At 55.1% G+C, this 26785-nt stretch carries 24 protein-coding genes and 2 pseudogenes; 13 read left to right on the forward strand and 13 right to left on the reverse strand.

The window, feature by feature from the left end; genetic code table 11:
- Together CU103_RS32630 and CU103_RS15800 are read left to right on the forward strand one after the other, a co-directional pair.
- Positions 1-97 (forward strand): annotated as a pseudogene (locus CU103_RS32630) (IS3 family transposase); the annotation flags it as partial.
- A gap of 578 nt (positions 98-675) precedes the next feature.
- A complete protein-coding gene (locus CU103_RS15800; protein WP_106665011.1) occupies positions 676-1143 on the forward strand; it encodes a DUF411 domain-containing protein in 468 nt (155 codons plus the stop codon).
- A 358-nt stretch (positions 1144-1501) separates the two neighbouring features.
- Here CU103_RS15800 and CU103_RS15805 read toward each other — a convergent pair whose 3' ends face one another.
- A complete protein-coding gene (locus CU103_RS15805) occupies positions 1502-1753 on the reverse strand; it encodes a hypothetical protein (protein ID WP_106665012.1) in 252 nt (83 codons plus the stop codon).
- A 511-nt stretch (positions 1754-2264) separates the two neighbouring features.
- On the opposite strand from CU103_RS15805, the gene CU103_RS15810 reads away from it, so the two are divergent.
- Together CU103_RS15810 and CU103_RS32785 are read left to right on the forward strand one after the other, a co-directional pair.
- Positions 2265-3998: an arylsulfatase gene (locus CU103_RS15810; RefSeq protein ID WP_106665013.1), complete on the forward strand. Its 1734-nt coding sequence runs from the start codon at positions 2265-2267 to the stop codon at positions 3996-3998.
- Between the two features lie 156 nt (positions 3999-4154).
- Positions 4155-4244, forward strand: a pseudogene (locus tag CU103_RS32785) (hypothetical protein); the annotation flags it as partial.
- Between the two features lie 130 nt (positions 4245-4374).
- Here the strand turns inward: CU103_RS32785 and xth are convergent.
- Both xth and CU103_RS15820 read right to left on the reverse strand, forming a co-directional pair.
- Complete coding sequence (gene xth, locus CU103_RS15815) at positions 4375-5145, reverse strand: exodeoxyribonuclease III (RefSeq protein ID WP_106665014.1); 771 nt, start codon at positions 5143-5145, stop codon at positions 4375-4377.
- Between the two features lie 278 nt (positions 5146-5423).
- A complete protein-coding gene (locus tag CU103_RS15820) occupies positions 5424-5897 on the reverse strand; it encodes a DUF992 domain-containing protein (protein WP_106665015.1) in 474 nt (157 codons plus the stop codon).
- Positions 5898-6222: 325 nt separating this feature from the next.
- Here CU103_RS15820 and CU103_RS15825 point away from each other — a divergent pair, with 325 nt between their 5' ends.
- Positions 6223-6933 (forward strand): LssY C-terminal domain-containing protein, encoded by a 711-nt coding sequence (locus tag CU103_RS15825; protein WP_106665016.1) that lies wholly within the window; start codon positions 6223-6225, stop codon positions 6931-6933.
- Between the two features lie 56 nt (positions 6934-6989).
- Positions 6990-7490, forward strand: a complete 501-nt coding sequence (locus tag CU103_RS15830; RefSeq protein ID WP_106665017.1) for an ion channel — start codon at positions 6990-6992, stop codon at positions 7488-7490.
- A 128-nt stretch (positions 7491-7618) separates the two neighbouring features.
- Here the strand turns inward: CU103_RS15830 and CU103_RS32790 are convergent, their stop codons facing one another.
- The 3 genes from CU103_RS32790 to CU103_RS15845 form a co-directional block, all read right to left on the reverse strand.
- On the reverse strand, positions 7619-7804 hold the full coding sequence (locus CU103_RS32790) for a DUF3606 domain-containing protein (protein ID WP_106665018.1): 186 nt from the start codon (positions 7802-7804) through the stop codon (positions 7619-7621).
- 192 nt (positions 7805-7996) lie between these two features.
- Positions 7997-8302 (reverse strand): hypothetical protein, encoded by a 306-nt coding sequence (locus CU103_RS15840; RefSeq protein WP_106665019.1) that lies wholly within the window; start codon positions 8300-8302, stop codon positions 7997-7999.
- A gap of 80 nt (positions 8303-8382) precedes the next feature.
- Positions 8383-9450, reverse strand: coding sequence for an NAD-dependent epimerase/dehydratase family protein (locus CU103_RS15845; protein WP_106665020.1), 1068 nt, complete (start codon positions 9448-9450; stop codon positions 8383-8385).
- A 740-nt stretch (positions 9451-10190) separates the two neighbouring features.
- On the opposite strand from CU103_RS15845, the gene CU103_RS15850 reads away from it, so the two are divergent.
- Positions 10191-10526 carry a DUF427 domain-containing protein gene (locus CU103_RS15850; protein ID WP_106665243.1) on the forward strand — a complete coding sequence of 112 codons (336 nt, stop codon included), beginning with the start codon at positions 10191-10193 and terminating at the stop codon, positions 10524-10526.
- Between the two features lie 103 nt (positions 10527-10629).
- On the opposite strand, the gene CU103_RS15855 is transcribed toward CU103_RS15850, so the two are convergent.
- Positions 10630-12699: an ATP-dependent helicase gene (locus CU103_RS15855; RefSeq protein WP_106665021.1), complete on the reverse strand. Its 2070-nt coding sequence runs from the start codon at positions 12697-12699 to the stop codon at positions 10630-10632.
- Positions 12700-12938: 239 nt separating this feature from the next.
- A complete protein-coding gene (locus tag CU103_RS15860; RefSeq protein ID WP_106665022.1) occupies positions 12939-14348 on the reverse strand; it encodes a DUF1254 domain-containing protein in 1410 nt (469 codons plus the stop codon).
- Positions 14349-14656: 308 nt separating this feature from the next.
- On the opposite strand from CU103_RS15860, the gene CU103_RS15865 reads away from it, so the two are divergent.
- Positions 14657-15823, forward strand: a complete 1167-nt coding sequence (locus CU103_RS15865) for a diphosphate--fructose-6-phosphate 1-phosphotransferase (RefSeq protein ID WP_106665023.1) — start codon at positions 14657-14659, stop codon at positions 15821-15823.
- 154 nt (positions 15824-15977) lie between these two features.
- On the opposite strand, the gene CU103_RS15870 is transcribed toward CU103_RS15865, so the two are convergent.
- The 5 genes from CU103_RS15870 to CU103_RS31440 form a co-directional block, all read right to left on the reverse strand.
- The gene (locus tag CU103_RS15870; RefSeq protein WP_170117044.1) at positions 15978-18248 is read right to left on the reverse strand and encodes an NADP-dependent malic enzyme; all 2271 of its coding nucleotides are present in this window, start codon (positions 18246-18248) and stop codon (positions 15978-15980) included.
- A gap of 1607 nt (positions 18249-19855) precedes the next feature.
- Complete coding sequence (locus CU103_RS15880; protein ID WP_106665026.1) at positions 19856-20752, reverse strand: NAD-dependent epimerase/dehydratase family protein; 897 nt, start codon at positions 20750-20752, stop codon at positions 19856-19858.
- A 76-nt stretch (positions 20753-20828) separates the two neighbouring features.
- Entirely contained in the window at positions 20829-21827 is a 999-nt protein-coding gene (locus CU103_RS15885) for an ABC transporter permease (protein ID WP_106665027.1), read from the reverse strand.
- A 42-nt stretch (positions 21828-21869) separates the two neighbouring features.
- Positions 21870-22613 carry an ATP-binding cassette domain-containing protein gene (locus tag CU103_RS15890; protein ID WP_106665028.1) on the reverse strand — a complete coding sequence of 248 codons (744 nt, stop codon included), beginning with the start codon at positions 22611-22613 and terminating at the stop codon, positions 21870-21872.
- Between the two features lie 215 nt (positions 22614-22828).
- Positions 22829-22969 carry a hypothetical protein gene (locus CU103_RS31440; RefSeq protein ID WP_170117045.1) on the reverse strand — a complete coding sequence of 47 codons (141 nt, stop codon included), beginning with the start codon at positions 22967-22969 and terminating at the stop codon, positions 22829-22831.
- Positions 22970-23132: 163 nt separating this feature from the next.
- Between CU103_RS31440 and CU103_RS15895 the strand changes: the two genes are divergently transcribed.
- From CU103_RS15895 to CU103_RS15915, 5 genes are all read left to right on the forward strand, one after another.
- The gene (locus tag CU103_RS15895) at positions 23133-24122 is read left to right on the forward strand and encodes a substrate-binding domain-containing protein (protein WP_106665029.1); all 990 of its coding nucleotides are present in this window, start codon (positions 23133-23135) and stop codon (positions 24120-24122) included.
- Positions 24123-24267: 145 nt separating this feature from the next.
- Positions 24268-24675: an ACT domain-containing protein gene (locus tag CU103_RS15900; RefSeq protein WP_106665030.1), complete on the forward strand. Its 408-nt coding sequence runs from the start codon at positions 24268-24270 to the stop codon at positions 24673-24675.
- Between the two features lie 527 nt (positions 24676-25202).
- The gene (locus CU103_RS15905; RefSeq protein WP_106665031.1) at positions 25203-25568 is read left to right on the forward strand and encodes an NADH-quinone oxidoreductase subunit A; all 366 of its coding nucleotides are present in this window, start codon (positions 25203-25205) and stop codon (positions 25566-25568) included.
- Positions 25559-26140: a NuoB/complex I 20 kDa subunit family protein gene (locus tag CU103_RS15910; protein WP_106665032.1), complete on the forward strand. Its 582-nt coding sequence runs from the start codon at positions 25559-25561 to the stop codon at positions 26138-26140. Before CU103_RS15905 ends, CU103_RS15910 begins: the two co-directional genes overlap by 10 nt.
- 10 nt (positions 26141-26150) lie before the next feature.
- Positions 26151-26759 carry an NADH-quinone oxidoreductase subunit C gene (locus CU103_RS15915; RefSeq protein ID WP_106665033.1) on the forward strand — a complete coding sequence of 203 codons (609 nt, stop codon included), beginning with the start codon at positions 26151-26153 and terminating at the stop codon, positions 26757-26759.
- Positions 26760-26785: the final 26 nt, after the last annotated feature.

A 26785-nucleotide genomic window follows, 5' to 3' on the forward strand; every position in this document is an offset into this window, starting at 1 on the left:
CGATTACATCGAGCGCTTCTACAACCCAAGGCGTCGCCACTCAACACTGGGCTATCTCAGCCCGAACGATTTTGAAACCAAGGTGGGATTAGCTTAACCTCGTGTCCGAAAAACCGGCAGCAGGCCAGTACTTATCCGAGCCCCATGCCACTTACCGGGGAAATGTGCACATCTGAAATGTGCAACGATTTCTGCCGGGTAACAATAAATCGCGATGTCGGCAATTCGAGTGATGACCAAAGGCCCGGGCTGGAGCTATTGTCATTCTTGTGGCCTTGGGCAACGAACAGTAAAATCGCTTAGCTCAAAAAAGACGGTGAGATCACATCCCACCGTCAATCTTCGGCCTTGAATATCGGAGCAATAAAGGCCCGCTGACCTGGAAATCAGCGACGTAAACAATACCGGAAAAAACCTGAAGTTGTGGCTCTGTCCGCCGCCGGACAGAGTGGCCAATCACATCCTTGTCAAATCCATCCTAGGCTTTTTGCGTTATCGTATGCCCCCGCCAAGAGAGACGCGGACGGCACGCGTGATGATGCATCAGATGAGCCAGAGGATGGAAAGCTGCAACAAGATGATGCAAAGTACTCCTGATTTCGGAGACCCAACGAGCAGTGGCGCAAAGATTTGCCGATGCAGCCTGACAAGAAGGGGTGATGGAAGGACAATCTGATGAAAAGACGTGAATTCATATCTACGGGCATGCTGGCGATTGCGGTTGCGCTGACCGCGGAAAAGGCAGGCGCGGAGCAGCATTGGTCAATGACTGTTTACAAGAATCCAAACTGCGGATGTTGTACCCTCTGGTCCAAGGCTATGGAAAACGCCGGCTTCAAGGTCGAACGGGTGGATACCGAGGATTTGCCAGCCGTCAAGAAGCGGTTTGGCGTGCCGGCTGCAGTCGAGGGCTGCCATACGGCGGTCGTCGGCAGCTATTTTCTGGACGGGCATGTGCCGCTGGAGGCGGTGGCAAAACTGCTTTATGAGCGGCCCGACCTTGCCGGATTGGCGGTGCCAGGCATGCCTGAGGGATCGCTCGGCATGGGGAGCGATCCGAACGCCAGCTACGATGTCTACGCCGTCGCCAAGGGCCCCGAGCAGAAGACATCAGTTTATTACGAGGTCAGACCCAAGAACTAAGCATCGGCGGCGGTGACCGCCACTGTCGAGGTTTATCGCATCCGACGCCGCACTATGAAAAATAGCCACACCATTACGATCAGAACCATGGCCGCTAATGGATAAACAACACCGCTCGAAAATACATCGGCCTGAAGCGTCGCCATGGATGCGCAATCTTAATTCAATGATTTGTCGATCCCTCACAACGCGCCGAAATCGTATCCGTTCCGCTCGAGCGCAAGCCTTTCGGATGATCCGCCCATCAGTGAAGCATCCAGCCCAGCGCCCACGCTATCGCAATGGCAACTAAAAACACTGGACTGTACCAGCGATAGGGCCAGTCATTTTGCCGCTGTTTCTGTTTTTCAGCCATTGGTCAGGATGCGCTGCTGTCACGCTCGCTTGCGATGCGAGTCACCGTCATTTCCTGCTCCGCGGCTTTGGCAGCGATGATCAGATCATCGCGTAGTCCCTGGTCGAAAAGCTTCATCACGGTGCGCGCGAGACGATTTGCATGTTCATGGGTGAGGGAACACCGACCAAGCATTCCAGATGCCTTGACATGGGCGCGATGCATGAGGTCCCATTGTTCGGAGGTATAAGTGTGCTGAGTGATGAGATGAAGCATGATGTTCTCCCCAAATAACTACGGCGGGAGCACGTTCCATCTCTCAAGCGCCAGTGGCCAAAGATGCCGGCGACCCAAGGATTGTCGTCCAGCGGACAGTCAGAGTCAATCCGTTCCCATTTTCCGAGCAAATTCCGGCACTTGTATTTTCTTTGTCCGAACTGTTGTCACGGACAGCGGCTAGCACATTACAAGAATTTCCTTGCAGTTTGTGAGCTCAGGACCGTCCGCCCGTCTGGGCATCGCTCCAATATGCATTTGGCTGCGTCGTAGGCGCAATCAACGTGGCCTGCAGGACGCCGATCTCCAAAAGCCGTGAACCGTAATAGAGCGTGCTTGTTGAGACTTGTCAGGTGTTTCCGAGCGCCGCAGCAAGAGGTCGTGCTCACCCTCTATTGAAAAACCAGCTCCTGGCCTTGCGTAACGGCCGTTCTGTTACCGTAACGTACTTGGCTTCGCGCACGGGTTGAAATTACCTGCTTCCATGTTCCCGTTTTGACAGGAGTGCGGCATGAGCGACAGCAACGAGAGATCCACCGCCACTGACAGTTCGCACACCGTGAACCGCCGCGGACTGCTGCTCGGCGGCACAGCCCTGGCGGCGGCATCAGTTATTGCGTCAGTTGCCTCGGTGAAGACCGCGAAGGCACAGCAGCAACCCGCTGCCCCGGGTGGCCAACCGAACATCCTCGTCATATTCGGCGATGATATCGGCATTTCCAACATCAGTGCTTACTCCCACGGGCTCATGGGCTATTCCACGCCGAACATCGACCGCATCGGCCGCGAAGGCATCATGTTCCTTCACTATTATGGCGAGCAGTCCTGTACCGCGGGACGAGCCGCGTTTCTCACCGGCCAACACGGCATTCGCACCGGGCTGACCAAAGTTGGCTTTCCCGGCGCGCCCATGGGGATGAGCCAGAAGGACCCTTCCATTGGCGGCTTGCTGAAGAATCTTGGTTACGCCACGGGGCAATTTGGCAAGAACCACGTCGGTGACCGCAATGACACGCTGCCGACGGTCAATGGCTTCGATGAATTCTTCGGCAACCTTTACCATCTCAACGCTGAAGAAGAGCCGGAACTGCCGGACTACCCGAAAGATCCGGCCTACCTCGCAAAGTTTGGTCCACGCGGCGTCCTCAAGTGCAAGGCAACGGAGACGGACGACGCCACGGTCGATCCGCGCTTCGGAAAGATCGGCAAACAGACCATCGAGGATACTGGTCCGCTCACCAAGAAGCGTATGGAGACGATCGATGACGAGACATCGGCCGCTGCTATCGACTTCATGAAGCGGCAACAGGCAGCCAGTAAACCCTTCTTCTGCTGGTTCAATTCGACACGCATGCACCTGCGCACGCACGTCAGACCCGAACATCGCGGCCGCTACACTCATGGTGACAGCGAATACGTCGACGGCATGCTTGAGCATGACGACACTATCGGCGGACTTCTCAAGGCGCTGGAGGAGATGGGGATCGCCGACAACACCATCGTCGTCTACACCAGCGATAACGGACCCCACATGAATACCTGGCCGGACGGGGCCATGACCTGGTTCCGTTCCGAAAAGAATACGAACTGGGAAGGCGCATTCCGCGTCCCATGCCTCGTGCGCTGGCCAGGTGTGATTGCACCGGGAACAATAACCAACGAACTCATGAGCCATAACGACTGGATTCCCACGCTCGCTGCCATTGCCGGGGAGCCGGACATCGTAAACAAGCTGAAATCCGGGTATTCTGCCAACGGCACCGACTACAAGGTGCACCTTGACGGGTACGACCAGTCCGAATTTTTGCGCACAGTTAGTGGCACGGTGGGCGAAAACAACGCGATAAAAAGCGCCCGCGACAAGTTCTTCTATGCCGATGATGACGGCTTGTTGGTGGCCATGCGCAAGGGGGATTACAAGTACGTGTATGCGGAGCAGCGCCTCGCCGGGACGATGGGGGTGTGGGCGGAGCCTTTCACCAAGTTGCGCCTGCAGAAGACCTACAATCTGTTTCAGGATCCGTTCGAGCGGGCTGACATCACGTCCAACACTTTCTGGGACTGGCAAATCAATCATGTAGGACAGGTCTACGGCGCGATGGACGAGGTTTTCGGGTTTGTAGCGACGTTCAAGGAGTTTCCGCCGCGGTCATTCCCGCCAAGCTTTGTGCCTGCGACGATCATGGAAGAAATGATAGACGATCTGAAAGACGCGAGGAGACGTGAGACTGGTTCGGCAAACTGAAACCGGTCTCGCATGCGGGAAAGGTGGGCAGGCCCGGCGAAAGCCGGATGCCGATGGAGATTATCTGGTCGGTGACAAAACTTATCGTCTGCATTTGCCGCCGATCAATTCCATGAGCAAGGTGGAGGCGAATGCCGATGGCTCTACCTTTACTTCGGGCCGGAGCAGCCATCAGGAAAGGCAGAGGCAAACTGGATCAAGACGAACCCGGGGCAAGGTTTCATGGCAGCCTTGCGCCTTCAGTAGGGCCAGGCATTGCCGAGGACCGGCCAGCCATACAAAGTGTGCTTTCTTCAATGAAACGACGATCCATCGGCCCCTCACGCCGACGGAGGTCGCGGGGGAGCCCGGCCGCCTGCCCAATTCTCGCTTTCGGTTAATCTAATTCCGCCCAAGTCGGCGCGTGGTCGCTTGCGTTCGAGTGTCCGCGCACATCCCGGTCCACACCTGCAGACCGCAATCGTTTCGATGCTGCTTTACTCAAGAGAAGGATATCCAGGCGTAGTCCGGCATCTCGTTCCCACGAATTCCGCATGTAGTGCCAGAAAGAATACATTGGCTCGTCAGGATGCAATTCGCGCACCGCGTCAATCCATCCCTGCTGCAAAAGCTTTCCGAACGCTGACCGGCTCTCCGGTTGCAATAGAGCATTGTTCAGCCACGAGCGGGTGTTATAGATGTCGAAGTCGGTCGGAACGACATTTAGGTCACCAGCGAGCACGGCGGGAACATCCATCTTCCAAAGGTCAGATGCATGGCTGCGCAAGCGTTCGAACCAGGCAAGTTTGTAGTTAAATTTCGGGCCAGGCTGAGGATTTCCATTGGGCAGATAAATCGATGCGATGAGGATTCCATTGATTGCCGCTTCAATGTAGCGGCTTTGGATATCATCGGGATCTCCCGGCAGGCTGTCACGTGTCAAGACGGGCTCTCGTTCCTTGGCAAGGATCGCGACCCCGTTCCATGATTTCTGTCCCTTCCACACCGCCTCGTAGCCAATGGCACTGAGTTGCTTGGATGGAAACATGACGTCGGTACATTTGAGTTCCTGCAGACAGACAACATCGGGTTCTCTTGCTTCGAGCCAGCGAAGTAAATTCGATAGACGTTTGTTGATGTTGTTGATGTTGTACGTTGCGATTTTCACTGACAGTGCTCTTTCCTGGCCAGGCGCGATTGTCCGAGTATGAAGTTCCAGTCGTCATTCAAGGTCAAATGACCGGTTGAATGTTGATGGTTTACTGCCATCACCTGGCCCGTGGCCGCAATCTTAGTTGCCTTGGAATAGCAGCTTATGAGGGATGCGTTTGGATTTGAGAGTTCCTTCGACAGTGTCTCGCTGGATTGCTGGGCCCGCACAGGTCTAGGTCCTGCGAGCGGCACAAGATACCTGATCAGACCAGTTGCCGTAATGTTGCCTCGCCGTCAGGGCTTAGCACTCAAAGTTACAGTCGTGATCCCGCCAGCAATGTTTATACCCTCTTGGCCCTCCACCGAAATGGGCTGCAGTGAAAACGCCCGCCCTGTACCGCCCACCAGAATGTTTGCGCCTGCCCCGGGTCCGACGGAGGCGTTTGCACCAATTCCGCTATATTTTCCGGCGAGCGCACCCGCCGGCAGACCGCTGGTTGCAGCTATGACGCCCCAGATGAGGTGTCCCGATGCAACCTCGCCGAGCGCCACCCCATATTGGTCGATTGACCCGGTGTAGTTGTCGGCTTTGCCTCCCTTGTCCTGTTTGAAGGTACAGGTTAGCTTCTGCTTCTCGACCACGAACATGCCTATGCCCTTGGACACATCGCACGATAATGTGCCGATCTGAGTAGACTGCGGGTTTGCACTGAAGGGGATTAGCGCAACGGCACAGCCGAGGCATACCTTGTGGAGGAAAGTGACCATCGTATCTCCTTCGTCTCTTCTGCGTGTTTCCGGCGACATCGAGAGGCTCTTCATAATGGCTGTCAGTGTGAAGTACGTAACAGTTACAGCGGCAGCTTTTCTGAATGCAAAATACGGTTCCGGTACAAGTGCTCGATATGGCCGCGTTCGACGCCGTGTTATGCTGGACGAATAAGCACCGCGGGTGAAACTGAAATGGCGGCGCTGGATTGGATGCGACGCCGACGGTATGGGGCTGCCGGAGCATGTATATGCAAATGGGAAATTTCGCGGTGGAAGGACTATAACGACCTGCGATTTCCGATGGGAAGGGGAGTGGACTCCAATGCGCCGTCGCACGAAATTCCGCATGGCGGTGAGCGGGCTAATTGCACTGTTGATCACGTATTTTTTGATTGCCTATTTCGTGGTTCCCGAGATTTGGATTTTGCGTGACGCTGGACGTGCTGACTTTGGAAAAATGGTCACGACCACCGAGCAGGATATTCCCGGCGATCCAATCAATGTTGGCCTTGTCGGTTCGAAGGAAGAGGTGATCCGGGGGTTCGCGGCCGCAAGTTGGGATCCTGCCGATAAAATTACGCTGCGAACGTCGATCGACATTGGGTTGAGTGTCGTGCTCGACCGGCCGGATCTGGATGCGCCCGTAAGCGCCCTCCTGTTCGATGGTAGAAAACAGGATCTTGCTTTCGAAAAACCGGTTGGTAAAAGCGCCGACCGGCGCAATCACGTCCGTTTCTGGCTCACCAAAAAAACCGGTGCTGATGGCCGGCCGCTTTGGCTGGGTTCCGCCAGCTTTGATCGCGGCGTTGGCTTGAGTCACGATACGGGCGAAATTACCCATCATATTGGCCCGAATATTGACGCCGAGCGAGATCTTGTGATCAGTGATCTTCTGAAAGCCGGGCAACTTTCGTCAACTTATGAGATTAGGGGCATTGGAGCTACCAGAACAGGCCGGAATGGAGGCGGTGATCCCTATTTCACAGATGGCGAAGCGCTTGTCGGGGTGCTTCGTCAAGCTGCGGTCCCGTGATGATGAGTGCTTGAAATACCGTCGCGCTCCTTTTTGCGATAGATTTGGATAACACAATGAACGATCTTTCAGCGCCTGAACCTGTTCTGGAAATTGCTGTTGGCACCGTTATATTGATTGTTGTTATTTTCGTACACGGCGCAGGGATCCGTGCAATCAATCAGCGTTTCAGCAAGTCATGGATCCGTGTGAACAGTACGACCCCGCATTGGCGGCTGAACCTGTTGCTCACCCTGACGATTGCTTCTCTGACGGTATTACATTTCGCCGAAACCCTCATTTGGGCTATCCCTATTTACGTCAGGGGATTCATCCCCTCCCTGCGTGACAGCTACTATTATGTCCTCCAGAGCTATACGACGCTCGGACAAGGCAACATTAGCCTCCCTGATCGATGGCGTCTGATTGGACCAATCATAGCAATGTCAGGCTTGTTCACATTCGGTTGGACAGGGAGCGTCCTGGTAAGCATCATGACCGAATTTGGCAAGCTCGACAGAGTTCGGGCCAAGGGACAGAAGGGCCGCACATCTGACAAGACGGACGCCGGGCCATAACCCTCTTTGGCCGCGCGTCCGGTCACGACGATGCTCATGATAGCGGCCTAATCTGGTGATTGGCCGGTACCTTCGCGAATTGCTATCACCCAAGGGCGCGTCTCGCCAAGCAATCAATCCACCAAATACTAGATGTTAACGGCCTCCAATTCGCTCTCTATTTTCCTGCGGCTGCCTCCATGTTTTTCGATTAGCTGAACAGCTCGATTTCTGCTTATGTCGTATTTGGTCATGAGGTATTGAACCTCATAGTCCTCGCTGGACGAGACTTTCGAGCGATCCCGATTGTCCATTTTCGATTTGTCGTCTGACATTTGACCACTCCTCAATTTGCTGGCTAGCGAGCAAAACTGTGTTCAGCGGTTTTCGTTCCATACGGAATGGCGGATTTGCCCATTGAGCGCTCGCGCCGCGAACCGCGTCGGCGATATTACGGGCTTACGACGCCCTAGAGTTCCTCGCCGGGGGGTAGCTGTTACGAAGGTGCATCGGGGATTTCTAGCGTTCTAGCGTCGTTTGTCGTAGGGCTCTTTCGTCCCTGCGACGAGTTTAGCAAGTTCTGAAAATGACCATGGTGTCTCCGCACCGGTATCGTTGGCGATTTGAAGAACCCTTATGGGAAAGCACACAGCATCTCGATTTGCAGACGACATGTTCCCCGCAAACCGATTGTCGCCACGTGCAGTGCTTTCTGCTTTCTCGAACGCGTTGTCCAACTCCTCTTGTGTTACGACGCCCTTTGCAACCAGCAAACGGTTAATGGAAGCGATCGCGAGACAGAGACCTTCAAGTTGCAGATTGGCGGCATGCATGGCTATTCCTCCGGTTGAATTATGCTGCAACGCTCGAAAACGCAGTTCGATCCAATGTAACGGCTGCAACATCAAGTCGTTCAAAATATCTCAACGACGTGGGGAAATTGGACTAATTCCGAAGCGGCCGCTCGTGCTAGGGATAGTGCAATTAACGAACAAAAATGCCGCGAATAGAGCCAAGGCTTCGGCTCAGTCACATCACGGTTCGCTCCGCACAGTTCTTCAATTCGTCGTGCGGGGTTGTCCACGGCTTCCCAGCCCGCTATCTGCAATTTCTCCGAACTTGCAACAAGATCGCTATTCAATCTTTTCAGGCGGTCCCTCTGACCCGCCATTTGTGCCGCAACATTCAATATCCAGCGCGGGCAGGAAAACAAATTGGGATTGCGGCCCAGACCGCGCCGCGCTGCGGCGACTATCTCTGGCACGGATAGTGGAGTCTTATCCGAGACGATGAATGTACCGCCATCGGTCTCGGCGTCGTCCAGGCAATGAATAATCGCCCGGCAAAGGGCGCCGCGATCAAGCAGCGATCGTTTGCCTGCCAGTGAGTTCAGCGGCAACGGAAGCGGCAAGGCTGCGAGTTTCAGGAGCGTGGTCATGTTATTCTTCATACCGGCGCCATAGACAAGAACCGGCCGCAAAATGGTGTAATTCCCGCGGGACAGTGCTCCAGCAACTTCATGTTCGGCTGCGAGCTTGGCGCGTCCATAGTCATCGGTCGGTTGCGGCGCATCGCTTTCCAGCGCAATACCCTCGTGAGTATTCCCGCACTGCGCACGGATCGTCGAGACGAAAACAAATTTGCCCGACAATGTTTTATAGGATGCCCTCGCCAGTTTGGCTGCCAATACACAATTTACGGAATGATAGGTGTCAGCGGAAACGGCAAACTGCGGATTGTGGATGGCTGCCAGGTGCACAACATGGTTGACCTGTTCGATAATTGGCCGAAAGGCGTCCAGGGCCTCATCCGGCGAAGGAAGACGAACCGATTTCATACCCTTGCGGGCAAATCTTTCCGGACGTCGGGTGGCGACAATCACTTGATATCCGCTGGCCTTCAGGTACGTGACCAGTTCCGCACCGATGAAACCCGAAGCTCCCGTCACAAGTACAACACTCGCTAACGGACCCTGCGCCATACGGGTACGCCGGACGGCCGGTGCTTCAGGGTGGTTGAGACGAGGTCTCAGACATCTTTCTATCAGGCCCTTCCAATGATCTGGCCGCCAAATCTAGAAAATGCCGCTCTCCCCCGGGGGCGAAAAATTCCAATGCGCGTTCGGCCCTAATCCTGAGAAAGGTCCGGCAACTGCGACAGTGGATCAGCGTATTGAGCGCCACATTTTGCGTAAGAGCAAGGTCTATCTGCCAGTATCACGGCCAAGGCCGAAACATCTGCATCAACGTGCATCCCGATCCTCGCCTACACCTTTATCCCTTTTCCTTTAGTAGGTTTGTTCCTGCCGATCGAATATGCGCCTTTCGATCGTTTCAACACTTCGGACAAGGTCTCCGGTCCGTGCTTGGTCTTCGGGACATGTTTATGGATCGCATCGACGATGTGGTCCGGTGCAGTTGGCATTCGCCGGACATAGTGCTGTGAAGTTCCTCCCATGGCAAATCCTCCTTCCTAAAACGCCAATATTATAGAACGCTGTCATGGCATGAAAGTTGCTCGCAAGGACTAGTTCTTTGTCTCGCGTCTGGATTACTTGTCTTTGGAACTACCTGCCTCACTTGGCTCGCCACAACTCTAACGGCCAAGGAAACATGCCGATCCGGTCATTCCGTTCTTACGCAATTGACGGATGGAACAATTTGCTTCCTTGCGGCTTACGCGGAAGTGACCAACGATCATTCATGGCAAGAGGAAAGCAAGATGGACAGCGGCATTACCATCAGACCATATGTGCATCCTGTGACGGTTCGTTTTCACGACGTCGTCATTGCGTCCACCGACCATGCTTTGGAGTTGCTTGAGCCAAACCATAGCCCAGTGCTCTATATCCCGTTTGATGACATCTATCTCGTCCACTTTGAGAAGACTGATACCAGGACCCAATGTCCCTGGAAGGGCACTGCATCCTATTGGCGTGTCAGAGGGCAGGGCGAAGCATCGGAGGATGCAATGTGGGCTTATGAAGATCCAAATCCCGGCGTCGCGGCAATCCAAGGCTACGGTGCGTTCGATCCTCAAAAGGTAACGTTCGAGTAAGCGCGGAGACCCAGGTAACCATTCTGTATAATGAGGTATGTGAAGGGGCGCCTGCGACAGCAATACCATTCAAAGCCGATGGTCGAACCTGATACTGCAGCACTTAGCGCCACATCGCCCGCATTTTTGCTCCAACGTCGATGCGCGCGTCTCGCCCATCCAGGCGTTCAGAGCGATCTCCGTTTAGAACTGGCCAAGGTCTACTTTCAAAATATTGCAACAACGTAGCAGGGATGAATCGCGTTCGCGATGCGTAGACGTGGCGATCCCCTTGGACACTTTGCCCATGAGTAAAAAACCGCTGCGGGAGGACAAGGTGCAGGCTATCTCTGGCGCGTGTCATCGCAACGTACAACAACCGGCGCTCTTCCTCGATTTCCACGCTCGTACCGGCACCGAGATCGGAGGGAATGCACCCATCCACCGCATTGAGGACAAACACCGATTTCCATTCCTGACCCTTCGCGGAATGGATCGTCGACAGGATCAGGTAATCCTCGTCAAGCAGCGGTACACCGGACTGATCGCTGGTTGCATCAGGCGGGTCGAGGGTCAATTCTGTCAGAAACCGCTCGCGCGACGGATAGCCGGCCGCGATCTGTTCGAGTTGAAGCAGGTCAGCTTTCCGAACCTCGGCATCCTCATGAATGCGGTCGAGATGCGGTTCGTACCAGATTCGAACCAGTTCGATTTGGGCCGGCCAGATGGCGTTACGGCCGTTCAACGCCTTGAGGACGTCAACCAATGCGGTCCAATCGTTTCCAGCGCGGGGAGGCGAAGAGATGTCGGCAAGTGCCTCCAGCGGATCGGGCTGTTCGGCCATAGCATCAAGGACACGCTGCGCTGAAGACGGGCCAACGCCAGGAATGAGTTGCATCAGACGGAACCCTGCCACTCGGTCACGCGGGTTTTGCGCAAATCGCAATACGGCGAGGATGTCCTTCACATGAGCACTGTCGAGGAACTTGAGGCCGCCGAACTTCACGAAAGGAATGTTGCGACGTGTGAGTTCCACTTCCAAGGAGCCGCTGTGGTGCGAGGTTCTGAACAGTACGGCCTGCTGCTTTAGGAGCGTTCCTGACTCGCGATTTTCCAGCACTTTCTCGACAATGTATCGGGCCTGATCGGTTTCATCTTTGACTGTTACCAGACGGGGCCGCTCGGACGACTCCCGTTCGGTCCAAAGATTCTTGGTGAAACGCTCGCGCGCCAAGTCAATGACGCCATTTGCGGCCGCGAGTATGGGCTGTGTCGACCGATAATTGCGATCAAGGGTAATGATGTCTGCGGGCGGGCTGAATGCAACTGGAAAGTCAAGGATATTGCGCACCGTCGCCGCGCGGAAGGAATAGATCGATTGAGCGTCATCCCCAACGACGGTTAAACCCCTTCCGCCCGGCTTCAATGCCAGCAATATCGAGGACTGCAGCCTGTTAGTATCCTGATACTCGTCGACCAGCACATGATCCCATCTTCCACCAATGTCACCGGCCAGAAGTGGATCGTTCACTGTCTGGGCCCAGTAAAGAAGCAGGTCGTCATAATCGAGGACATTCTGGCTTTGCTTGGCCTCGACGTAGGAGCCAAACAACTCTCTCAGTTGCTTCTCCCAGGCGCTAACCCACGGAAAGGACGTCCGCAGCAGTTCATCAAGTGGAAATTCCGAATTGACTGCCCGCGAATAGATGGAAAGGCAGGTTCCTTTGGTAGGAAAGCGGCTTTCCATCTTTGAAAAACCGAGCTCGTGGCGAACAAGATTCATCAGGTCAGCACTGTCTTCCCGGTCGTGGATGGTGAATTCCGGATTGAGCCCGATCTGCTCGGCGTAGTCGCGGAGCAAACGTGCGCCGATCCCGTGGAACGTACCTGCCCACGCTAGCGCGTCGGTCATGATCGCAGCATCCGCTCCTAGAACCTGAGCGCAAATCCGCTCAACTCGCCGTGCCATTTCGCCTGCTGCGCGGCGCGAGAACGTCATCAGCAGAATACGGCGCGGATCGGCCCCTTTGACGATCAGATGGGCAACACGATGCGCGAGCGTGTTGGTTTTGCCGGATCCTGCACCTGCGATGACAAGGAGCGGGCCGCCAATTGTTGATGGAAGAAGGTCAGTTCCATACTCGACAGCCAGTCGCTGCTTAACGTTTAGTTTTTCCAAGTAAGCAGCGTTCATGATTCCCCTTCGCGCGAACCGATCAGGTTTCATTGTCCTGGCTGAGTCGCGCGCGTAGAGTAACGCATTGTAGCGCGTGAACAAATAAGGAACTCAACGGTGAAAGATAATAAGCCGCTCCACAGAAGCAACCGGATGACAATGTCAGAGTTTGCGAGGCGCAGATTCATGCCCGTCGCTCACGCCGCTCTTCCGGATCGGATTCGGACAGATTTCATTCAGATCGCCGTGTTTTTTTGCTATACCACCTTGTTCATCGGCGGTTGCTTCCACGTGCCATCGAGAGCTTCAGGTTTCGGCCAATAGAGGCGCATCGCAATGAAAAATCGGCCTTTGGGGGCAGGCAGCCAGTTCGGTTCTTTGCCCGGGCCGGGCGATTCGTTCTGAATATAGAACGTCAGGCCGCCATCGGAGTCCTTTATGAATTGTGGCAGCATCGGCGAATTGAGCAAGTAGCGGTTGATCGGATTGGCCACGAGCAGGCTTGCGGGCAGATCATACATCGTCAGCGACCAGAAGGCATTGACCGGTGGAAGTTGGCCCGGTGCGAAGTGCACGGTATATCTGTTGGTGCCGTCTGGCTTCTCACCGTCGGCATCGAGAGCATAGACCGGATACATCGCTTCCTGCTTCGAATTGCCGTAGATGCCGAGTTTGGCCGCCGCCATGCGGTAGAGGTAGTTGTTCTTCAAGTATTCGCGCGTCCCGAAGAGTTCACCGGAGGTCACTTTCCCCGCATCGACTTGCTTCCGTAGATTTTCCAGGTCTGCCCAAGCGTCGGCCATCCCCTGCTTCACCGCGTTTTTCATTTCCGTCGAGAGTGAGCCGGCATCGAAGGTCTTTCCGGCGCCTACTCCAATTTTAGCGAAACGCGCCATCAGTTCGGTCTCGGACGGGTCAGTAGGGCAGAACTGCAGGATAAAATTCAGAATGTTGAAGAATTCGGGCGAGGTTACCTCTTCGGCCGGTGTCAGCGGTTTGATGAAATCAACCGTGGGAGCAGCAGGAGGCGCGGGCTGGCCGAGAAACGCCGACAATGGCTGTGCCTTGTAGTCGGACTGGATCTTCTTGACGTTGTCGAGATCATCGGGATTGAAAAGCTGGGTGCGATAACCAGCCAGGACAAGCTCTGTCTCCGAGCGGATAACTTTCTTCACGCCCTTGGGTGTCTCACCTTTCCAGCCAGGCCCGGCGACGAGGAAGCTGCCGCCATCATTGCCGGTTGTGCGGCTGCCGACGTAGTCAAAGTTGAACGTGTAGGCATCGATAAGCTGGATACTGAAATAGCGATCCTTCTCGATCGGAGGTACTGTGAGCACCAAAGGTTCGGCGCGCAGATCCATGCCAACAAATGAGTAAGGTGTGTCTGAATTGGGCGTTTGAATGGCGGTGTCGGCCGGTGTGTACACACGGGGGATGTTGACGATCTGGTTCCATGGTCCCTTGTATTCGGGATTCTTGGTGTCAACGAAATAGCCGTACTGGATACGGTAGCTGTCGACCATCGGGAACCCGTAGATATAGGCATCCTTGGCAATCGCACGGGCTTCCTCGGGACTGGCGCTGGCTTGTGCGCGGGCCGGCGTAATATGCAGGGCCGGGAGCAGGGCAATACCGCCTACGAAGCGTCTTCGTGTCATGGTTGTCATGAATCTGTCCTCCCCCGTTCGCCAGGCAGGGCATTGAACTGAACAACAATTCCCGTGCGTACCGTCATTCTACGCTTTTCGGTCAGTGAATTCGTACTGGAGCGAATGGACAAGTACGTAACTGTTAATTTGGGGAGGTGGCGAAACAAGCCGACCCGACGGCGTGTTCACTAATCGGTTCGTGAGCATCGATGGGAATCGAAGCAAGTTTTCGCAGTGTAGTGATTTAAGACTCTACTGGCGGTATTATTCAAACGAAGCTACCGTTTGACATTGCGCAACGAGCTCACACCGGGGAGGCCAGCCAAATGACCGAAACATTTGTAATTGCACAAGGCGGCGGGCCAACGGCAGTCATAAACCAAACCTTGGTTGGCGCTGCCCTCGAGGCGCGCAAACGCTACCCGCGCTCGCGCGTGCTCGGAGCAAGATACGGTGTACGCGGCATTCGCGACGGCGATCTGGTCGACCTTTCAGCTTTGGACGAGAAGGAGCTTCGAGCTATCGCGGCAACGCCAAGTGCCGCGTTGGGAAGCACTCGCGACAAGCCAGATGCTGCCTATTGCGAAACAATCCTGAAAGGCCTGCGCCAAGCCGGAGCTACAGCGTTTATCTATATCGGTGGAAATGACACCGCCGGGACGCAGCAGATCCTTGCCGAGGCAAGCGGAGGTGACATTGCCTTTGTCCACGCTCCCAAGACGATCGACAATGACCTCGTCGAAAACGACCATACGCCAGGGTTTATATCGGCCGCTGAATTCGTTGCCGGAGCCTTTGTTAGTGTCGATCTGGATTTTCGTGCTCTGCCTGGAATCTATGTGGGTATTGTCATGGGCAGGCATGCGGGCTTCCTGACAGCAGCCGCTGCCGCTTGGCAGTTGGACGGGGACAGCGGCCCCCACCTTGTTTATGTCCCGGAGCGAGCCTTTTCACCCACGCGGTTCGTCGAGGATATACGCGAGGCCATGGACCGGCACGGGCGCTGCATAGTAGCTATGTCCGAAGGTGTCACTGCAGAGGATGGCCGTTCGGTCGTCGAAGGCCTTGTCCCACCTGATCGGCTCGAGCGTGATGCGCATGGCAATGTCCGGCTTTCCGGCGGCGATCTGGGGATGTCGATCGAGCGCCTGATCAACGACGGCTTGCCAGGCATACGGGCACGGGTTGATACATTCGGCTATCTGCCCCGTGGCAACATCAGCACCACGAATGCGACCGATGTGCGTGAAGCATTCGAAGCCGGGGTCTTTGCGGTGGATGCTGCGTCGAGGGGCGGCGGATCGGTGGCGCTACAGCATGAAAACGGGGTCACAGTCCCGCGCCTGGTTGCGCTTGGAAGTGTCGCCGGCAAGACACGCCATTTACCAGCGGACTTTCTCCTGCCGGAAGGCAATCAAGTATCATCGTCCTGCCGGGAATATCTGGAACGTTTGTTGCCCAGACGCTTCGAGCTTGCGAGACCTTTTGTCTAGAGCAAGTTTGCTGCCGGGCGAATTCCCGGCAGATCCTTCCAGCTTCGACGTCGTGGAGAAACATCCGCCTCGCTAACGCCCGCGGCCTTGTCCACGAAATCCAGCCCGCAGAACGACTTCAATTAGATCAAACTGGCTCTGGTTAACAAAACTTTCAGACCCCCAGGGCTTCAGCAGCTGCGATGGCCGACATATTCACAATGCCCCGGGCTGTTACTGTAGGCGCCAGAATATGCGCTGGCCGTTTCGTCCCCATCAAAATGGGGCCAACCACGAGCGCATTGTTCAACTCCGCGAGCAACGTCATGGACACGTTCGACGCTTCTAGCGACGGGAAAATCAACAGGTTTGCCTCGCCCTGAAAGGCTGTGCTGGCCAAGTATCGTTCGCGCAGCGCGCTGTTAATCGCAAGGTCTCCCTGCATTTCTCCTTCAACCAGCAAATCAGGTGCGGCTTGTTTCAGAAGCGAATAGACTGCACGCATCTTTTCCGAGGACGCGCCGTCACGCGAGCCGAAATTTGAATAGCTCAGCAATGCCGCCTTGGCATCGATATTGAAGCGCTTGAGATGATCACGAGCCTGTAAGGCGATCTGGACGATCTCCGCAGCGCTTGGATCGATGTTCATATAGGTGTCAGCAAGGAAGAAAACCCCCTTGGACATGATCAACATGGACAGTGCCGAAAGCTGGGCTGAATCATCGGCCAACCCGATGATAGAACGGATGTCACGAGCGTGTTTGATGAAGCTTCCCTGCAACCCGCAAATCAATGCATCGGCCTCTCCGCGATGAACAGCCAGGGCACCGATCACCGTGGTATTGGTGCGGACAATCGTGCGAGCCGTATCGAGTGTTACACCCTTGCGTCCGACCAGATCGTGAAAGAGGCTGACGTATTCGCGATAGCGCGGATCATCTTCCGGATTGATGATCTCAAAATCGCGCTCGGCTTTGATTGTAAGTCCGAAGCGTTCTATCCGTTGTTCGATGACGGAAGGGCGGCCGATAAGGACAGGCCGGCCGATGGCTTCTTCCAAGATGACTTGGGTGGCGCGCAACACGCGCTCGTCCTCGCCGTCGGCAAACGCAATGCGTTTACCTTGCCCCTGGGCGCGTTCGATCATTGGCTTCATCACCAATCCTGACCGGAATACGAAACGCTTCAGGCTGTCTTGATAGGCGCGCATGTCCTGGACAGGGCGGCGCGACACCCCGCTGTCCATCGCCGCTTGCGCCACTGCGGGGGCAATGCGCAAAATCAAACGCTGATCAAACGGTGACGGAATCAGATAGCCGCTACCGAAAGTGGCCGCCGCCTCACTTCCAAGGGACTCCAGGACCGGTTCGTGCGCCAATTGTGCAATAGCGTAGGCCGCAGCCCGCTTCATGTCGTCGTTGATTGTGGTTGCGCCCGCATCCAGCGCGCCGCGGAAGATAAATGGAAAACACAAAACATTGTTGACTTGATTGGGATAATCGGACCTCCCCGTACAGATCATTGCATCGGGTCGCTCAGCGATGGCCAATTCCGGCATAATTTCCGGAATTGGGTTGGAGAGTGCCAGGATCAATGGATCGCGCGCCATCTCGCGGATCATTTCTGGTTTCAGCGCGCCCGCTGAAGATAGGCCGACATAGATGTCCGCTCCTGCCATGACTTCTGCCAATTCGGTTGCATCCGTGTCCTGGGCAAATGCTCCGCGCCAGCGGTCCACAGAGTTTGCCCGCTTCTTGGTAACGATACCCTGTCGGTCTGCCAGATAGATGTTCTCGCGCTGCGCTCCCACTGTTACCAGCATGTTCATACAGGCTATTGCTGCAGCGCCCGCTCCAGACGTGCAGATCTTCACTTGGGCGATGTTTTTTCCAACAAGCTTCATGGCGTTTAAGACAGCCGCGGCGACGATAATTGCAGTGCCGTGCTGGTCGTCGTGGAACACAGGAATGTTCATCCGCGCCCGCAGGTTCTCTTCTATGTCGAAGCAATCTGGGGCTTTGATGTCCTCGAGATTGATGCCGCCGAAACTTGGTTCAAGCGGTGCCACGATCTCGACGAATTTCTTGGGGTCGCTTTCGTTAACTTCGATATCGATGCTGTCGATTCCTGCGAATTTTTTGAAAAGGACGGCCTTGCCTTCCATAACTGGCTTGCTGGCCAACGCCCCGATATTGCCCAGACCCAGCACGGCTGTGCCGTTGGAGATAACCGCCACCAGATTGCCCTTGGACGTATAAGCGTAAGCCTTTTCCGGATCCGCCGCGATTTCTTCGCATGGTGCGGCGACCCCTGGCGAATAGGCCAGGGCAAGGTCGCGCGCATTGGCTAATGGCTTGCTCGGATTGATCTCAAGTTTGCCCGGTTTTGGATGTTGATGGAAATGCAGCGCAGCGTTACGCAGACTCGCTTTCGGATCCTGTGACAAGATAGTTCACTCCTGTTTTACTGGGCTTTGCTGACGTTGCCTTGCTCATGCCCGCTGGAAGTAAGGTTGGCACCGCGTCGATATTTTCAGATTTTGCGTCTCCCATGAACAATTTTGTCGTCACTCCAAGATCAACGTTCCAACCGCGTTCCATCGGATCAAAATAACGATTTGTCATCTGCTCAAATACCCCGCAATGGCAGCAAAACTATCATACCGATTCCATCTTGACTTTGCCGGGCCTCATCTGGCGTATCGCTGCGGTTCGAATCTGACTCGTGAGAACTCTCTCTCGCCAGATAGAGTAAGCGATATCAACCAATTCCGCGAATATAATACTTCTAGAGGTCCTCGAACGGTCTGAGTGATCCAACCGTGTCAACAATGGCGCGCTGGTGGCCTTGCCACCCACATCCATGATGCTATGGCCGTAAAGCCACCATTTGTGGCCGAAGCTCAGACTCTTTGTGGAGTCCATGGCGCAGAACGCTCATGTTATGAGATGCACCAAGCGAGCGAGATGCAGCACTGTCGGGAAAGGCGCTGCGCACGATCGATGACGGGCAATTTATCCCGGTTGTTCAATCATGAAAGACACCTGGATGATTGGTGGTCAGGTTTTTCGCATTCACAGTGGGCAGCACATTGGCGGGGCCCATCTATAGGGGCGGCGAGCTCAACGCGACCTGGACGGCCGCAAGCTGCTCGGTTGATATCCCGTAGAAAATGTAGGCTCCGAGAATCGTAACAAACGCAATCGCGATAATTATGGCATCGTCATTCATACCAATAACCCTCTTATTGATCTCATGAACTTAGCAAATCGATGTCCGATTGAATGCACATCATCATGGGCTAACCTTCCGGGGTGAATTGTTCCGACCTCGAGGTAAGCGCAGTCGCATTGCGTCAGAAGCGGCTAATTTGGTGAGAAGAGGCTTGGCCCGCCATTGAGAACGGACCAAGCTCTGAGAGCGGCCAGGAACCTCAAGTGGCTGTGAGTGCCATGGCCGCTTGGCCGGCGGCCGAATACCAAGTGCAAAGTTTCGACCTGGGCCTTATCGAGGCACCAATCATCTACTTGCCCAAAACTGATTGGCTATCCCTCGGCTGAATGGATATATTCAGCGTACCTAAACGATTTTTATTGAGAACAAGTTCCGCGCAATCGAGAGAATTTATCTGGACGCGCGCTGATCTGGAGCGATCATTCGCTCTGCCCGGGGCATTGCCGCCGCAGAGATCTGGTGGAACCTGATTGAGGTGACTATCTCACTTGCGAACCTGACTCCACCGTCTGACCAAATATACGAGCGTTCCTGTCCACGCGATCGCTGTAATCATCGTCAATATGAGTGCAAAGTGGCTGTTCATCAGTACATCCCTTTTGAAAAAATGAGGCTCTATGTGGGCAACCCGAGGAGGGAAAACCGAACCTCGCAGCTGGATGATGGTTTCCGAATCACGCAATTTTCTCGCCATCAAACACAGCAGTCAAACTCATTCCAGCACGGTTGGTTCATTATCCAATGTGTTTTGCGCGGGGAGGATGCCACATTTGGATTCCACCGAAACTGGAGGTTGCTTACCCGATTAGATCTCCAAGTTCAATTCAGCGACACGTATTTTCGCCAATCGTGCTCCTCTCGAAATCCGAGGACCTCGCGCGCCTTGCGGTTGGATAGGGGCGCTTCGTATTCATCAAGCTCTCGCCGGATCGGTACACCTGGGCAATATTTTGCGAGAAACTCCTGTGTGGGCATCGTTGCCGTGATTGTGTCGTTGACCGCGTTAAAGACCTGAAAACCCAAACCGTCCTTGCGGATCGCCAAATCCACGATCTGGCCGAGATCGCGAGCGTCGATATAGCTCCAGGCATTGCGTTTGCGCGACATGGGGTCGGCTAGAAAACCGGAAAAGCGGTCATATTCATGGGGTTCGATCACATTGCCGATACGCAGCGCATAGATATCTGCACCTGTCCGCATGGCAAAGGCGCGGGCGGTCTTTTCGTTCACCAGCTTGGACAGGCCGTAGCTGTCCATCGGATCGATATCGTAGTCTTCCTCCAACGGAAAATGATGAAAATCCTTGTCGCCTTCAGCAAAGCAGACACCGTAGGTTGTCTCGCTCGACGCAATGATGATCTTTTTGATTCCGAGCTTAACTGCAGCCTCAATGACATTATAGGTCCCCATTGTATTAACCCGGAACGTCTCGTTATCGGGTTTGATGAGAACGCGTGGCACTGCCGCAAAATGCACGACTGCGTCGATCGGCGCTGGACCGTTCCCGGTTTCGAAGCCGTCGAATCCGAAATGACTCGACAGGGCATTGAACATCTCACCGCTGTCAGCGATGTCGGCAATGAGCGTGTTGACACCAGCACAGTTGAGCGGAACGAGATCAACGTTCAGGACGTCGTATCCTCGCTCGACAAGATAGGCGACGACGTGGCGGCCGGCTTTGCCTGCGCCGCCGGTGAAAACGATCCGCTTCTTCATTGCAATTCTCCTTGAACCCAAAATTTCTGACTTCCCTCCGATACGGGCAATGCGTGCGCGGAAGGAACGCGGAGCCTCAATCGCTTTGGCGGAACTTACGCAGCCGATCGAACAGCACTGCAAGCAGGATAGCTCCGCCAATAAAGCAGCCTTGCCAGAAGGCATTGATGCCGAGCAAACCGAGACTGTTGCGGATCACTTCGATCAGTGCCGCGCCGACGAGTGCACCGAAAGCTGTACCCACGCCACCCGCCAGTGCGGCCCCGCCAATAACGGCCGCGGCGATGACCTGGAGTTCCAGGCCTGCGCCGATATTGGTTGTAATCGCGCCAAGCCATCCGGTTTGAATAATGCCGGCAATGCCCGCTGAAAGAGAAGAGATCATGTAAACGGCGACCTTGATTGGGCGAACAGGAACGCCGGTAAGCGTTGCAGCATGCTCGTTGCCGCCAATCGCGTAGACATGGCGGCCGAATTTGGTCCAGCGCAGGACAAATCCGGTGAGTAGCGCCAGCACAATCATGTAGAGCACAGGGTTCGCGATGCCGAAAAGCCAGGCACCGCCGCCGAGTGATAGAAGCTTGTTGTGATCGGGTCCGAACTCGAACACCACCGTGTTGCCGGAAGCGACCATCGCCAGACTTCGCGCGATCGACAACATGCCCAGTGTCACCACAAATGGTGGCATCCCAACATAGGCGATCAAGACGCCGTGAAAGGCACCGATGAGGAGGGCTGTGCCGATCGAGGCAGCGATGCCGACTTCGATGCTGTAACCGGCATGCATGACAACCCCGAGAATCATGCTGCAAAGACAAAGTACAGAGCCGACCGAGAGATCGATGCCTCCCGTTATGATTACGAGGGTCATGCCGAGTGCTATGATTGCAACGAATGTAACATTGCGGGTTATGTTATAGAGGTTCTTCGTTGTCGCGAAGGAGTCGGTAGCAAACGAGAGGAAAATGCATGCAAGGATGACAGCGACCAGAACCCAGAACGTCTGGCTACTCAGTTTTTCCGAAAGCCAGCTCTGCTGCTTGTGACTGATCGTCTGATCAAGTGTGATTGCCATTGTCGACCTTCGATTCTTTCAGATTCCCACGAACACCACCGATTATACCACCTGCTCGATGGCTCCGGTGATGAGCCCCGTAACTTCTTCGGGCGAGCTTGCTGCAATTCTTTTATCGGCGACTTTCCTGCCTCGCCGCATCACGATGACACGGTCAGCAACGTCAAAGACGTCGGGCATGCGGTGGCTGATGAGGACGACGGCGATGCCTTGGTCGCGAAGGTGCCGGATCAAATTCAGTACCTCGGCGATCTGGCGTACGGAAATCGCCGCTGTTGGCTCATCCATCAACACAATCTTTGCCTCGGACAGCCTGGTGCGGGCGATCGCCACCGCTTGCCTCTGGCCGCCCGACATCTGTTTGACAAGGTCGCGCGGCCGGGTCTCGGACTTTAGTTCAGCGAAAATCTGGCCGGCCCGCCTGTACATGGTGGCATAGTCTAGAATCCGGAAGGGCCCAAAGCCCCGCCTGAGTTCCCGACCGAGGAAAACATTGGCTGCTGCGGTGAGATTGTTACACAGCGCCAGGTCCTGATAGACGATCTCGATGCCATGTTGGCGCGCCTCCACAGGCTTGTGAAGGTTGAGTTCGGCGCCATCCATGCGCATTGTGCCATGGCTGGGGCGAAAGTTCCCGGCGATCATTTTTACGAGCGTCGATTTTCCGGCGCCGTTATCGCCCATGAGGCCCACCACTTCGCCCGCTTCGATCGAAAGTGAAACATCACTTACAGCTTGGATGGCGCCGAAATGTTTCGAAATATTGCTGAGTTCGAGAACCGCCACAGTCTACGTGCCTCCACTTGCATGCTCGCTGTCATCCGCCGACGTCCACGCGTCAAATGCGGATGTTATCGCGATCCCGCTTTCCGATCTCCTCCCGGAACGCGGGGGGCGCGTTTGAGCCGAGCATCAATCAAGTTTCAGGTGAATTCAAGTCCTTTGCCACTATAAATCGTTTTATATGATAAATACCCGTTGACGGGCGAACTTCGCCGATATTAGCTAGGTCCGGGAGGAGGAGGATCCTTGTCACCCGCGCGGTAGGCAAGGTCGGGAAATGCCCGATCGTATTGATTTTCAAGCCTCGCATCCGCGCGCTCGGCCACCGGTTCCGTCTTGAACTGGATGGACAATGGCATGGCCGTGCCCTTTTGGGCTGGCAAACCGGACTATGAACTGGAAATGCTGATCGACCCGGCCCGCGATAATGCGAGGGGTGCAGAACGACCTCGTGCTGTTTAGTATCCTGGTTGATCCTGTGTGACGGGCACGCCGTGTCCGTCTGTTTCAAGGGAGGAACAAATGAGGAAATCATTACTACTCGTCGCCGCCGCTGCTCTGGCGTTAGGCGCCGGACCTGCTCTGGCCAAAAAACAGCTTGTCATCGTCGTGAAGGGTCTCGACAATCCGTTCTTCGAGGCAATTCACCAGGGTTGTGAGAAGTGGAACACCGAAAACGCCAGCTCGGAATACGAGTGCTTCTACACGGGCCCCGCATCGACCTCTGATGAGGCTGGAGAGGCGCAGATCGTGCAGGATGTGCTCGGTAAGGCCGACACTGCAGCGATCGCCATCTCACCATCGAACGCGAAGCTGATCGCTCAGACCATCAAGACGGCTAATCCGACGGTTCCGGTGATGACGTTGGATGCCGATCTCGCGGCTGAAGACTCAGCGCTCCGCAAGACTTACCTCGGCACCGACAACTATCTGATGGGCTTCAAGATCGGTGAGTATATCAAGAAGGGCAAGCCTAAGGGGGGCACGATCTGCACGATCGAAGGCAATCCTGGTGCCGACAATATCTTGCGCCGCGCGCAGGGCATGCGCGATGCATTGACCGGTCAAAAGGGGTTGGCCGAGCTGAAGGGTGAGGGCGGCTGGACCGAAGTTGCGGGCTGCCCCGTCTTCACTAATGACGACGGTGCAAAGGGTGTTCAGGCAATGACTGACATTCTTGCAGCCAATCCGAAACTGGACGCCTTCGGGATCATGGGTGGTTGGCCGCTGTTTGGTGCGCCCCAGCCTTACCGCGATCTGTTCAAACCGATGGCCGAAAAGATCGCCAGCAACGAGTTCGTGATCGGAGCCGCTGACACCATCGGCGATGAGGTTGCGATCGCCAAGGAGGGCCTGGTGACTGCTTTGGTCGGGCAGCGGCCATTCGAGATGGGTTATAAGGCTCCCTCAGTCATGATCGACCTCATCGAGGGCAAGACCGTTGAGGATCCGGTTTTCACCGGCCTTGACGAATGCACCAAGGACACTGTTGATACCTGCATTCAGAAATAATTTTTGATTACGGAGCGCCCGCCAACGGGCGCTCCTTCACGGCGTGTCGCTGTCGGCTTGCCAACGTCGAAGCAACCGAATGTCTGCAGTGTGTCTGCCGGAGTTGGCAACGCTGCACGGTGAGATATTGTGTAAGGAAGCCCAGATGTCCGGCGAGACCAACCTGACAAAGCTTCTGGCCTCCATGCGACCACGGCTGCAAAATGGCATCTATGTCTTTGCATCGCTGCCACACGCCGTTGCACTCCCCAGTGGTCTTGAACCGGTTATGACTTTCCGGGAGGCAGAGGGGCGAACACTCATCCTGGAGGAGAATGCTGCGAAGCTTGCTGGGATGGATGGGCTGTTTCGCTGCCGGATGATAACGTTAGACATCCACTCTTCGCTTGATGCCGTCGGCTTCATGGCTGTCATAACCAATCGTCTTGCGGCTGCCGGGATGGGCGTTAATCCCGTGTCCGCGTTCTACCATGATCATCTCTTTGTCCCTGCCGATCGGGCGGAAGAAGCTGTCCGGATTCTCGAACAATTCGCCGATGAGGCGGGTGCATAGAGAAACCCCAGGCGACACGCTGCGTTGCTCCTGCGCGCTGAAGAGGGGTCAGCGCCTTAGCCTCGAACCACTTGCGGGGGTTTTGAACGTCGCTGCCTTTCGCGAGTCGGACGGTGCATAACCGGGCAATCACTCCATTCACGTCGCCGCAGTGCGGACGCGGATCTTCTCCCGTCTAAATCGTTTATAGGACCGAATGTCGCAGCCAGAAATGGCTATCCGCAGCCCATCAGAAGCGTGACGCACATTAATATCGTTCTAAAAAGGAATTCGGGGCCGTTTTATCGCCAAAACAGGGAAAAAATGCAGATTTTAGCGGGTTTTGCGCAATGGGAATTGGGAATGGTGAAGGATTATGAGTGTTTTTGCGGCGATTGTTGCACTTGCGCGCATGGCGCTAACGCGCTAACGCTCGCCCCATCGTGCCAACTTCCAAGATGGTGCGATCTGTCGCGTATTGGTGGCAGTCATGTGCATAACATGGCATTCTTGTCAGCCTAAGTTCACAGGGCGGAAAAAGACGGATCATGAACGAGCTATTAAGTTCCTACCTGCCCATCGTTATCTTCGTAGGGGTAGCGCTGGTAATCGGTCTGGCACTGTTGGTTGCGCCTTTTCTGGTCGCATACAGTGCGCCGGACGCGGAGAAATTGTCGGCCTATGAGTGCGGCTTCAATGCCTTTGACGACGCTCGCATGAAGTTCGATGTTCGCTTCTATCTCGTTTCGATCCTGTTCATCATCTTCGACCTCGAAGTGGCTTTCCTGTTCCCGTGGGCAATCTCTTTCGGAAAGATAGGCTGGTTCGGATTTTGGTCGATGATGGCTTTCCTGGGCGTTCTGACGATCGGCTTCATCTATGAATGGAAAAAGGGAGCGCTGGAATGGGATTGATCGACGGTAACACCACCCTCGTTGCACCAAAGCCCAAGGGCATTCTAGACCCCAGCACCGGCAAGCCCATCGGTTCGGACGATGCCTTCTTCGGCGAGATCAACAATGAGCTCGCTGACAAGGGATTTCTCGTTACCTCGGCTGATGCACTGGTTACCTGGGCGCGTACCGGATCATTGATGTGGATGACGTTCGGTCTCGCATGCTGCGCTGTGGAGATGATGCACACATCCATGCCGCGTTATGATGGCGAACGCTTTGGCTTTGCGCCGCGCGCCTCACCGCGCCAATCGGATGTCATGATTGTGGCGGGCACACTGACCAACAAGATGGCGCCGGCACTGCGCAAGGTTTACGACCAGATGCCGGAGCCGCGCTATGTGATCTCCATGGGCTCCTGCGCCAATGGGGGTGGCTACTACCATTATTCCTATTCAGTGGTCCGTGGCTGCGATCGCGTCGTGCCTGTCGATATTTATGTGCCGGGCTGCCCGCCGACCGCGGAAGCGCTTTTGTATGGCGTGTTGATGTTGCAGAAGAAAATTCGCCGCACCGGCACGATCGAGCGATAGGACAAGGGCGATGTTTGAAGAAGCATTGAGCGAACTTTCCAGTTATCTCAACGAGAAGCCTGGCCTGACATTCAAGTCGGTCGAGATTGCCTATGGTGAACTGACGGTCGAGGTTGAAGCGACCGATCTTATCGATACGCTGACATTCCTGCGAGACGACGTGCAGTGCCAGTTCATTTCACTGATCGACATCAGTGGAGTGGATTATCCGTCCCGCGTTCAACGTTTTGATGTGGTCTACCATCTCCTCTCGCCGCGTCAGAATTTACGCATCTGCGTCAAGGTCGCGACTGACGAGGACACACCCGTTCCATCCGCGACGCCAGTTTACCCCGGCGCCGACTGGTACGAGCGCGAGACCTACGATCTGTATGGCGTATTGTTTTCAGGTCATCCGGACCTTCGCCGGATCCTGACCGATTACGGTTTCGAAGGTCATCCGCTGCGCAAGGACTTTCCGCTTACCGGTTTTGTTGAGGTTCGCTATGACGATGAGGTCAAGCGTGTCGTTTATGAGCCAGTTGAGTTGAGACAGGAATTCCGCAACTTCGATTTCCAGTCTCCCTGGGAAGGCACGGATTATGTGCTGCCGGGTGATGAGAAAGCCAAGGCAAATTGAGCGCGCTGATGATAATTTACGCACCT

This window comes from Phyllobacterium sophorae (assembly GCF_003010965.1).
GTDB lineage: Bacteria > Pseudomonadota > Alphaproteobacteria > Rhizobiales > Rhizobiaceae > Phyllobacterium > Phyllobacterium sophorae.

What these genes read in the sequence shown, in the direction of transcription:
- CU103_RS15915 (WP_106665033.1), top strand. Translation starts at nt 26,151, where the DNA reads ATGTTTGAAGAAGCATTGAGCGAACTTTCCAGTTATCTCAACGAGAAG.
- CU103_RS15850 (WP_106665243.1), top strand. Translation starts at nt 10,191, where the DNA reads ATGGACAGCGGCATTACCATCAGACCATATGTGCATCCTGTGACGGTT.
- CU103_RS15855 (WP_106665021.1), bottom strand. Translation starts at nt 12,699, where the DNA reads ATGAACGCTGCTTACTTGGAAAAACTAAACGTTAAGCAGCGACTGGCT.
- CU103_RS15900 (WP_106665030.1), top strand. Translation starts at nt 24,268, where the DNA reads ATGTCCGGCGAGACCAACCTGACAAAGCTTCTGGCCTCCATGCGACCA.
- CU103_RS15845 (WP_106665020.1), bottom strand. Translation starts at nt 9,450, where the DNA reads ATGGCGCAGGGTCCGTTAGCGAGTGTTGTACTTGTGACGGGAGCTTCG.
- CU103_RS15830 (WP_106665017.1), top strand. Translation starts at nt 6,990, where the DNA reads ATGAACGATCTTTCAGCGCCTGAACCTGTTCTGGAAATTGCTGTTGGC.
- CU103_RS15910 (WP_106665032.1), top strand. Translation starts at nt 25,559, where the DNA reads ATGGGATTGATCGACGGTAACACCACCCTCGTTGCACCAAAGCCCAAG.
- CU103_RS15905 (WP_106665031.1), top strand. Translation starts at nt 25,203, where the DNA reads ATGAACGAGCTATTAAGTTCCTACCTGCCCATCGTTATCTTCGTAGGG.
- CU103_RS15810 (WP_106665013.1), top strand. Translation starts at nt 2,265, where the DNA reads ATGAGCGACAGCAACGAGAGATCCACCGCCACTGACAGTTCGCACACC.
- CU103_RS15825 (WP_106665016.1), top strand. Translation starts at nt 6,223, where the DNA reads ATGCGCCGTCGCACGAAATTCCGCATGGCGGTGAGCGGGCTAATTGCA.
- CU103_RS15885 (WP_106665027.1), bottom strand. Translation starts at nt 21,827, where the DNA reads ATGGCAATCACACTTGATCAGACGATCAGTCACAAGCAGCAGAGCTGG.
- CU103_RS15820 (WP_106665015.1), bottom strand. Translation starts at nt 5,897, where the DNA reads ATGGTCACTTTCCTCCACAAGGTATGCCTCGGCTGTGCCGTTGCGCTA.
- CU103_RS15805 (WP_106665012.1), bottom strand. Translation starts at nt 1,753, where the DNA reads ATGCTTCATCTCATCACTCAGCACACTTATACCTCCGAACAATGGGAC.
- CU103_RS15880 (WP_106665026.1), bottom strand. Translation starts at nt 20,752, where the DNA reads ATGAAGAAGCGGATCGTTTTCACCGGCGGCGCAGGCAAAGCCGGCCGC.
- CU103_RS15800 (WP_106665011.1), top strand. Translation starts at nt 676, where the DNA reads ATGAAAAGACGTGAATTCATATCTACGGGCATGCTGGCGATTGCGGTT.
- CU103_RS31440 (WP_170117045.1), bottom strand. Translation starts at nt 22,969, where the DNA reads ATGCCATTGTCCATCCAGTTCAAGACGGAACCGGTGGCCGAGCGCGCG.
- CU103_RS15865 (WP_106665023.1), top strand. Translation starts at nt 14,657, where the DNA reads ATGACCGAAACATTTGTAATTGCACAAGGCGGCGGGCCAACGGCAGTC.
- CU103_RS15860 (WP_106665022.1), bottom strand. Translation starts at nt 14,348, where the DNA reads ATGACAACCATGACACGAAGACGCTTCGTAGGCGGTATTGCCCTGCTC.
- CU103_RS15840 (WP_106665019.1), bottom strand. Translation starts at nt 8,302, where the DNA reads ATGCATGCCGCCAATCTGCAACTTGAAGGTCTCTGTCTCGCGATCGCT.
- CU103_RS32790 (WP_106665018.1), bottom strand. Translation starts at nt 7,804, where the DNA reads ATGTCAGACGACAAATCGAAAATGGACAATCGGGATCGCTCGAAAGTC.
- CU103_RS15895 (WP_106665029.1), top strand. Translation starts at nt 23,133, where the DNA reads ATGAGGAAATCATTACTACTCGTCGCCGCCGCTGCTCTGGCGTTAGGC.